This window comes from Amycolatopsis sp. NPDC031561 (genome assembly GCF_055580625.1).
Genome location: NZ_JBVILA010000017.1, coordinates 208,745 through 216,992 on the forward strand (window position 1 = coordinate 208,745; position 8,248 = coordinate 216,992).

The 8,248-nt window shown below is 68.8% G+C and carries 8 protein-coding genes; 5 read left to right on the top strand and 3 right to left on the bottom strand.

Annotated features, from left to right (window positions below; genetic code table 11):
• Window positions 1-2: 2 nt before the first annotated feature.
• The 4 genes from egtC to ACZ5IK_RS29345 all read left to right on the top strand — a co-directional run bounded on the left by egtC (window position 3) and on the right by ACZ5IK_RS29345 (window position 3,977).
• A complete protein-coding gene (egtC, locus tag ACZ5IK_RS29330; protein WP_465490643.1) occupies window positions 3-767 on the top strand; it encodes an ergothioneine biosynthesis protein EgtC in 765 nt (254 codons plus the stop codon).
• Window positions 764-1,741 (top strand): L-histidine N(alpha)-methyltransferase, encoded by a 978-nt coding sequence (gene egtD / locus ACZ5IK_RS29335; protein WP_465490644.1) that lies wholly within the window; start codon window positions 764-766, stop codon window positions 1,739-1,741. The genes egtC and egtD overlap by 4 nt, the downstream gene beginning before the upstream one ends.
• Before the next feature lie 46 nt (window positions 1,742-1,787).
• The gene (locus tag ACZ5IK_RS29340; protein ID WP_465490654.1) at window positions 1,788-2,210 is read left to right on the top strand and encodes a nitroreductase family deazaflavin-dependent oxidoreductase; all 423 of its coding nucleotides are present in this window, start codon (window positions 1,788-1,790) and stop codon (window positions 2,208-2,210) included.
• Window positions 2,211-2,366: 156 nt separating this feature from the next.
• Window positions 2,367-3,977 carry an alpha/beta hydrolase gene (locus ACZ5IK_RS29345; protein ID WP_465490645.1) on the top strand — a complete coding sequence of 537 codons (1,611 nt, stop codon included), beginning with the start codon at window positions 2,367-2,369 and terminating at the stop codon, window positions 3,975-3,977.
• Between the two features lie 126 nt (window positions 3,978-4,103).
• Here the strand turns inward: ACZ5IK_RS29345 and ACZ5IK_RS29350 are convergent, their stop codons facing one another.
• Genes ACZ5IK_RS29350 through ACZ5IK_RS29360 form a run of 3 tightly spaced genes read right to left on the bottom strand, consistent with a single transcriptional unit; the run spans window position 4,104 to window position 6,807 of the window.
• Entirely contained in the window at window positions 4,104-4,460 is a 357-nt protein-coding gene (locus ACZ5IK_RS29350; protein ID WP_465490646.1) for a darcynin family protein, read from the bottom strand.
• A 15-nt stretch (window positions 4,461-4,475) separates the two neighbouring features.
• Window positions 4,476-5,366 (bottom strand): SDR family oxidoreductase, encoded by an 891-nt coding sequence (locus ACZ5IK_RS29355; protein WP_465490647.1) that lies wholly within the window; start codon window positions 5,364-5,366, stop codon window positions 4,476-4,478.
• Between the two features lie 13 nt (window positions 5,367-5,379).
• The gene (locus ACZ5IK_RS29360) at window positions 5,380-6,807 is read right to left on the bottom strand and encodes an MFS transporter (protein WP_465490655.1); all 1,428 of its coding nucleotides are present in this window, start codon (window positions 6,805-6,807) and stop codon (window positions 5,380-5,382) included.
• A 156-nt stretch (window positions 6,808-6,963) separates the two neighbouring features.
• Here ACZ5IK_RS29360 and ACZ5IK_RS29365 point away from each other — a divergent pair, with 156 nt between their 5' ends.
• On the top strand, window positions 6,964-7,860 hold the full coding sequence (locus tag ACZ5IK_RS29365; protein ID WP_465490648.1) for a LysR family transcriptional regulator: 897 nt from the start codon (window positions 6,964-6,966) through the stop codon (window positions 7,858-7,860).
• Window positions 7,861-8,248: the final 388 nt, after the last annotated feature.

Sequence of the window (8,248 nt, forward strand, 5' to 3'; positions counted from 1 at the left end):
GCATGTGCCGTCACCTCGCGTATCTCGGCGAGCCGCGTTCGCCGGCCGAGATACTCTTCCATGCCCCGCATTCCCTGCTCGTGCAGTCCTACGCCCCGGCCGACATGCGGGGCGGCGGCTCGGTCAACGCGGACGGGTACGGCCTCGGCTGGTACGCCGGAGGTCCCGATCCGCTGCGGTTGCGCCGCTCTGCTCCCTTGTGGACGGACGGGGACCTGCCCGCCCTGGCCGGGTCGGTGCGGTCGCACGCCTTCATGGCGGCGGTCCGTAACGGCACGACCGGGATGCCGGTGGTCGAGGCGGCGAACGCGCCGTTCACCGGCGGTGGCTATCTCTTCAGCCACAACGGAATGGTGAAGGGCTGGCCGGATTCGATGGCCGAGCTCGCCGCCAAACTGCCGATCACCCGCCTGCTGACGCTGGAGGCGACCACGGATTCGGTACTGCTGTGGGCGTTGCTGCGTGAGCGGCTCGAAGCGGGCGAAGACCCGCTGGCCGCCGTCACGTGGCTGACCGGTGCGGTCGAGGAGGCGGGGCCGGGTTCGCGGCTCAACCTCCTGCTGACCGACGGCCGGACCCTCATCGGTACCGCGTGGACGCATTCCCTGTCCTATCGGGACACCGGCGGAGGTGTGCTCGTCGCGTCGGAACCCTGCGACGGCGACCCCGGCTGGATCCCCGTTCCCGACCACCACGCCGTCCGGATCACCGGCGAAGGCGTGCGAATCCTTCCCCTCGAAGCCGATCGGAGCCCTGAGGCACGATGACCGAAGTGGATCTCGACGTACACCACAGCGAGTCGGACATCACCGAGCAGCTGCGCGCGGACGTCCGCGCCGGCCTGGCGGCGGACCAGAAATGGTTGTCGCCCAAATGGTTCTACGACGCGCGCGGCAGCGAACTGTTCGAGAAGATCACCGCCCTTCCCGAGTATTACCCGACCCGCAGCGAACGGGAGGTGCTCGGCGGACGCGGCGGCGAGATCGCGGAAAGCTCCGGCGCGCACACCCTCGTCGAGCTCGGTTCCGGATCGAGCGAGAAGACCCGGCTCCTGCTCGACGCGCTCACGAGCCACGGCACGTTGAGGGAGTTCGTGCCACTCGACGTCTCCGAAACCGCGCTCGCCGAAGCCGCCGAAGCCATCACGGCCGACTATCCGTCGCTCGAAGTCCGTGGCGTCGTCGGTGACTTCACCCAGCATTTGGACCTGCTGCCGGGCGACCGTCCCCGCCTGGTGGTCTTCCTCGGCGGCACGATCGGCAACTTCCTCCCCGAGGACCGGGCGACGTTCCTGCGTTCGGTCCGCGAAGTGCTCGACGAGGGGGAGTGGCTCCTGCTCGGAACGGATCTGGTGAAGGACCGGGAAACGCTGGAGCGTGCCTATGACGACGCGGCCGGGGTCACGGCCGAGTTCAACCGCAACATGCTCCACGTGATCAACAACGGTCTCGGCGCGAACTTCGACCCTGCCGCCTTCGACCACGTTTCCCATTGGGACGAAGAGAACGAATGGATCGAAATGCGGCTGCGTGCCCGTGAGCCGCTGACGGTCGACATCCCGGGCGCCGATCTGCAGGTGAAGTTCGCCGAGGGCGAATACGTGCGCACCGAGATCTCCGCGAAGTTCCGGCGGGAGGGCATCGCAGAGGAACTGGCCGAAGCCGGTTTCTCGGTGGAGAAATGGTGGACGGACTCGGAATCGCGGTTCGGGGTGAGCCTGGCAAGATCTGTCCGTGGCTAACCCTCTTACGCTCCTCGCTCGCGCGCTCGGCACGAAACCGTGGCTGATGGGGCTCGCGGGCGGGATCATCTGGGTGGACAAAAGGCTCCACCGGCTGTTCAAGGGGAAGGTGAGCCTGGTCGCGCTGGCCGGGCTCCCTTCCCTGCGGCTGACCACGACCGGCCGCAGGAGCGGGCTGCCCCGCGGCACCAACCTGCTGTACTTCCCGCACGAGGGGGACTTCGTGCTCGTCGGCTCCAATTGGGGGAGGCCGAACGATCCCGCGTGGACACACAACCTGCGCTCGCATCCCGACGCGGTCGTCGCGCTGGCCGGCAAGGAGATCCCGGTCCGGGCCAGGGAGGTCCTCGGCGACGAGTACGACGCGATGTGGAAGCTCCTCCTGGACTTCTGGCCGGGCTACTCCATGGAGGAGAAAGCCGCTCGCCGTGTGTTACCGATTTTCGAGTTGAAGACCACCACTCGATAGGTTCATGCCATCCTTTCGGCCGGTGACTGGGTAACCGGCTTGTGCGAGGCTCGCTTGGTGTTACGCGCCGTGATGGTGACGGCGCGCCGAGCGACGTGTCCTGTCACGTCGTCAGCCGAGGGAGGAGTCGTTTTGCCGAGTTCCACAAGGAGGCCGGTGCGCGGGCTCGCACTGGTGGGGGCACTCGTGGCCGGTGCCGCGCTGACCGGGCTTTCGTCCGGTACCGCGGTCGCGGTCCAGGACGGCGGGACAGCCGCCGCCCAGGTCGGGGCCACGGCGGCGGTGAACTGGGGCGCCTGCACGGCGGACCAGATCCGCGGCGTTCCCGCCGACCAGGCCAAGTTCTACAGCTGCGCGCGGTATCGCGTGCCGATCGACCACGACAACGCGGCGCTCGGCACCATCGACATCGCGATGCTGAAGCGGGCGGCGAAGACGCCCGACAAGAAGGTCGGCTCGCTGTTCCTCAACCCGGGCGGCCCTGGCGGCTCCGGGTTCCGGATGCCGATCGGCGCGGCGAACTACTTCCAGCCGCAGGTGCTGGACCGGTTCGACCTGATCGGTTTCGACCCGCGCGGGGTCGGGGCCAGCAACCCGCTCAAATGCTTCACCACGCAGGAGGACGCGAACGACGTCTTCGCCGCGCAGATCCCCGTCCCGCTGTCACGGCAGGAGATCTCCGGCACGCTGGCGTCGTACCGCGACTACGGGCAGCTCTGCAAGAACAACGCGGGTGCGCTGCTGAACCACATGTCCACCAAGGACGTGGTGCGTGACCTCGACAAGATGCGGGCGGGTGTCGGCGACCAGAAGCTGACCTTCGTCGGCTTCTCGTACGGGACCCTGATCGGGTCGACGTACACGTCGATGTTCCCGAAGCAGAGCCGCGCGATCGTCATCGACGGCAACGTCGACCCGGCGCTGCGCACCAGCGACGGTGTGCAGTACGACCGTGAGCGCGCTCGCGGGTTCGAGATCGCGCTGGACGCCTTCCTGCGCAAGTGCGGCCAGGTCGGGCCGAAGTGCTCGTTCAGCTCGGGCACGCCGCGGGAGAAGTTCGACGAGATCCGCACCTACCTGCGCCGGCAGCCGATCAAGCTGCCGGACGGGAGCAGCTACGACATCAACGCGTTCACCAGCACGGTGTCCGGGGTGCTGTACTCGCCGACGTCGTTCCCGCCGCTGGCCGACGACCTGCAGGCGCTGTACAACGTCGTCCACCCGCCGTCGGCGCAGACGCAGACGGCTCAGGCCGTCGAGCTGAAGGTGCTGCGGTCGGGCGCGAACGGACGTGCGGACGCGGATCCGGACAGCCCGTACGTCGGCGACGACTCGTACTTCGCCGTGAACTGCTCGGACAAGAAGATCACGATCAAGCAGGACAAGGTCCCCGAGATCGCCGCGAAGTGGGAGAAGGAATCGCCCACTTTCGGTCGCTACCAGGCCTTCTCCGACGTCGCGGGCTGCCCGGTGTGGCCCGCGAAGAAGCCGGACGTCTACCGCGGCCCGTGGCAGGCCAAGACCGACACCCCGGTGCTGGTCGTCGGCAACTACTACGACCCGGCCACCCAGTACCTGTTCTCGAAGCGGATGGCCAACCAGCTGGGCAACGCCCGGCTGCTGTCGGTCGACGCCTTCGGGCACTGCATCCTGGGTGACTCGCTCGGCGTGGACAAGGTGACGGCCGACTACCTGATCGATCTGAAGGTTCCGGCCAACGGTCAGGTGTTCCAGCCGAACGTGCAGCCGTTCGAAACCACCGCCTGAACCTCGGGCACGTAACCGTGAATGCCGCCTTCGGGACTATCACCGTCCTGAAGGTGGCCTTCACGGCGTTCGTCTCCGGACGCGGGAAGAGGCCCGTGCGCGGTGGCCGAGCCGCTCCTCGCTAGCTCAGGCGTCGATGCTCGCGTAGGCGTTCAGCCCGTAGTTCGTGGCGTACGCGTTCTCGACCCCGACCAGGAGGTCGACGATCTCGAAGTACCGGTCCCAGAACGGCGTCTCGCGCAGCACCTCGATGAGAAGCTGGTACGAGTGGTGATCGCGCGCCTCCCACACCCAGACGTCGGTCACTCGCGCGGAGTAGAACTCGGTGTCGAAGAACCGGGACCGGACTCCCTTCACCTTGTTCTCGATCGCCGGGAGGATTTCGGTCGTGAAGGCCTCCACACGCTGCTCGACGGTGAGGCCGAGCCATTCGGGCGTGGTCTTCACCAGCATGAAGGCGGTCACTTCGGTGGTTTCTGACATGGTGTTTCCTTTCGGTCAGGCGTAAGCGCCGGCTTCGATGTCTTCGACGAGGCTCGGTCCGAAGGGGGCCCAGTTGAGGAGTTCGCGGGTGCGCGTGCTCGACGCGGACATGTCCAGTGCGAAGAACCTGCCGACGAAGCCGAAGTGCTCACCGGCGTCCTCCGGCGCGACGGACGTCACCGGGACACCGAGCGTCCGTCCGACGGCTTCGGCGATTTCGCGGGTCGTGACTGCTTCTTCGTCGACGACGTGGAGCAGCGAGCCGGTGGGCGCGCCTTCGAGCCCCAGCCGGACGAGCCGGGCCGCGTCGGTGCGGTGCACGGCCGCCCAGGACGCGGTGCCTTCGCCGATGTAGGCCGAGACGCCGTGCTTGCGGGCGGCCGCGACGATGGAGGAGACGAAACCGTGGTCGCCCACGCCGTGCACCGAGGGCGCGAAACGGGCACTGATGACCCGCATGCCCTTCTCGGCGTATTCGAGGGCGAGGTTTTCACTGCCGCCGCGCATGGAATCGGGGCCGAAGGCGGGGGAGGGGTCGGCTTCGGTGGCAGGGCGGCCCTTGGCCAGACCAGAGAGGGCCGAGGCGAGCACGAAGGGCTGCCCGGTTCCGGTCAGCGTGCCGGCGATGGTCTCGACGGCGGCCCGTTCGGTCCGGTTGGACATGGCCAGGTTGCCCCAGTCGTGCTTGTTCGCCAGGTGGACGACGCCGTCGGCCTCGTCGGCGCCGGCACGGATGCCGTCGAGATCGTCGAGGTCACCGCGGCGTACGCGGGCGCCCTTCCGCTCTAGGGGGGCGGCGGAAGCGTCCGAGCGGGCGAGGCCGGTGACCTCGTGACCGGCGTCGAGCAACTCGTCCACGATGGCCGAGCCGATCCAGCCGGTGGCTCCGGTGACGAAAACATGCATGGAACTGCTCCTTCTACTGATTCCCGCGGGTGTGGGAAAGTCGTGATTGCAGGACGACGAGCGCCCCGAGGACGAGCACGCTGACGCCGATCACCCGCAAGGCGGTGCTCGTGCCGTCGACGAACGCGGAGATCACTTCGGGGGCGCGGCCGGGCGTCGTGACGGCGAGGGCCTGCGCCACGGTGTGCGGATCGTGGTTCGCGCGGATGTCCGGCGGCAGCGCGTCGACGAACCGTCCGGTGAGGACGGTGCCGATGACCGCGACGCCGAGGGCGCTGCCGAACTCGCGGGTGGTGGCCTGCAGCCCGGCGCCGACACCGGCTTGCGCCGGGGGCAGCGAACCGGAGATGGCGGCGGACAGCGTCGGAAGGGCCAGCGTGACCCCGATACCGGTCACCACGAGCCAGGCCGCGTAGACGAGATACGGTGTCGAAGCGTCGCTTGTGGACAGTCCTATGAGGCCGCAGCCGCCGAAGGCGAACGCGACGGCGATGGTTGCGTCGACGCCGATGCGCTGGACCAGCCGCCCCACGTGCCGCGCGCCGACGATCACCGGAACGGTCATCGGGATGATCCCCAGCCCGGTCATCAGCACGCTGAATCCCTTGCCGTACTGAAGAAAGGACGCGTTGACGTAGAACAGCGCGAACATCCCGAAGAAGATCGCCGTCATGCCCAGGCAGGCGCTGCGCAGCGCGGGGACACGGAACAACCGGGGATCGAGCAGCGGATGCTCGGCCTTCAGTTCCACGAACGTCCACAGGGCGAACAGCACGACCGCGCCGGCGAACCCGGTCAGGACGATCGGGCTGCTCCAGCCCGCTTCGGGTCCTTCGACGATGCCCAGCAGAAGCGCGACAGTCGCACCGACGAGCAGGGCGGCTCCGAGAAGACTGAGCGGGCGGTCGTGCCGCTGCGACACCGGCGCGATCCGGGCGACGGCCGCGGCGAGCACCAAGGCCAGCGGAACCGCGGCCGCGAACAGCCAGCGCCACGACCCGCCGGACAGCACCGCGCCGCCGCCGACGTTGCCGACGACACCGCCGAACCCGGTCATCGAAGCCCAGGTCGCGATGGTCGCGCCCTTGCGCTCGGCGGGTACGGCGTGCAGCAGGACGGCGAGCGTGTTGGGCAGCACCGCGGCGGCCCCGATCCCCGTGATCGCCCGGCCCGCCAGCAGCACGGGCACGTTCGGCGCGACCGCCGACAGCAGCGCGCCGACGGCGAACAGCACCAGACCGGCGAGCAGGACCCCCTTGCGGCCGAAGCGATCGCCCGCGGCGCCGCCGGGAATCACGAGACAGGCGAAGAAAACGACGTAGGTGTCGACGATCCAGATCAGCGCCGACGCGGACGGCCGCAGGTCGCTCGCGGCCAGCATCGGGACCGCGAGGTTGATCGAGGCGACCATTCCGACGACGAGCACGACGGAGGCGCACATGACGGTCAGCAGGCCGCGCCCCGATACCGGGCGGCTCGCGGCGGCCTGGGATTCGTCGCGGATGGTGAGTCGGAGTGGCATGTCCATGACGGTATGGATCAGCGGGTACTTCGTGCCACGCAACATTGGCAACGACTAGTTGCGTACGATGCAACTATGGCCGACCAGCTGGATCTGAACCTGCTCCGGGTGTTCGACGCGCTGATGCAGGACGGCAGTGTGACGGCGGCGGCCGAGCGCCTGCACCTGTCGATCCCGGCGGCGAGCCGGGCGCTGGGCCGGTTGCGGCGGGCGATGGGGGATCCGATCCTGGTCCGCGCGGGCCGCGGGATGGTGCCGACCCCGTTCGCGCTCCGGACCGCGCCGCGCGTGCGGTCACTGCTCGACGAGGCGTCGGCCCTGATCAGTGCCGACCGCGAGCTCGCGATCGGCACTCTCGAGCGCACTTTCACCATCCGCATCAACGACGGCGTGGCCGCGACACTGGCGATCGCGGCCGTGGAGGCGACCGCCGCCGTCGCGCCGGGGGTCGTCCTGCGCTTCGTCGGGGAAGGCGCCGAGAGTGCCGAGGCACTGCGAGACGGTTCGGTCGATCTGGACATCGGTGCCGGCGACATCGCGTCCCCCGACATCCGCTCGATGCTGCTGTACCACGAGCGAGTGGTCGGGATCGTCCGCGCCGACGGTCCGCTCGGCCGGGTCCGCCACCCGACACTGGCGCAGCTTTGCCGCCACCCCCACGTTTCCGCGTCCCGGCGAGGCCGGGTCAGAGGGCCGCTCGACGACGTGCTCGAAGCCGCCGGTCTCCATCGCCGGGTCGCGGCGACCGTTCCGACGTCCGCCGTCGCCGCGTTCCTCGTCGCGTCGAGTGACTACATCGGACTCGCGCCCCAGCGGCTCGCCGAACAGTACGGCCGGGCACTCGGCATCCGCTGGTTCCCGATCCCCGCGGACCTCCCGGAGATCGAGGTGAGCCTGCTGTGGCACGCCCGGCTCGACGCCGATCCGGCCCAGCGCTGGCTGCGCGAAACGATCCGCGACGCGCTGTCCTAACGGAAATCCTGGCCACTCACCTGGCTCGTCGTGAGTATCGGACCGCGTCGGTACAGGTGGTCGTGAGTGGCGATTCGGGTTCTGGTGGACCCGTATTTGCCTACCCACTGGATCCTCATGTCATCTTGGTGAGCTTGTTCTGGATGCTGATGTGGGTGAGTGGGGAGGATTTGGGACGTTGACCGTCTCAAATCTTCCCCACCCGGCCCACGCTGAGTCGGCAACTCTCGTGCAGGCCAGGTGGTCGTGTGATCCGGGCGTGGGGGGGGGGGGGGGGGGGGGGGGGGGGGGGGGGGGGGGGGGAGGTGGGGGGGGGGGGGGGGGGGGGGGGGGGGGGGGGGGGGAGGAGAGAAGAGGGGTGAGGCTGACGGATGACCGGAATGAAAAC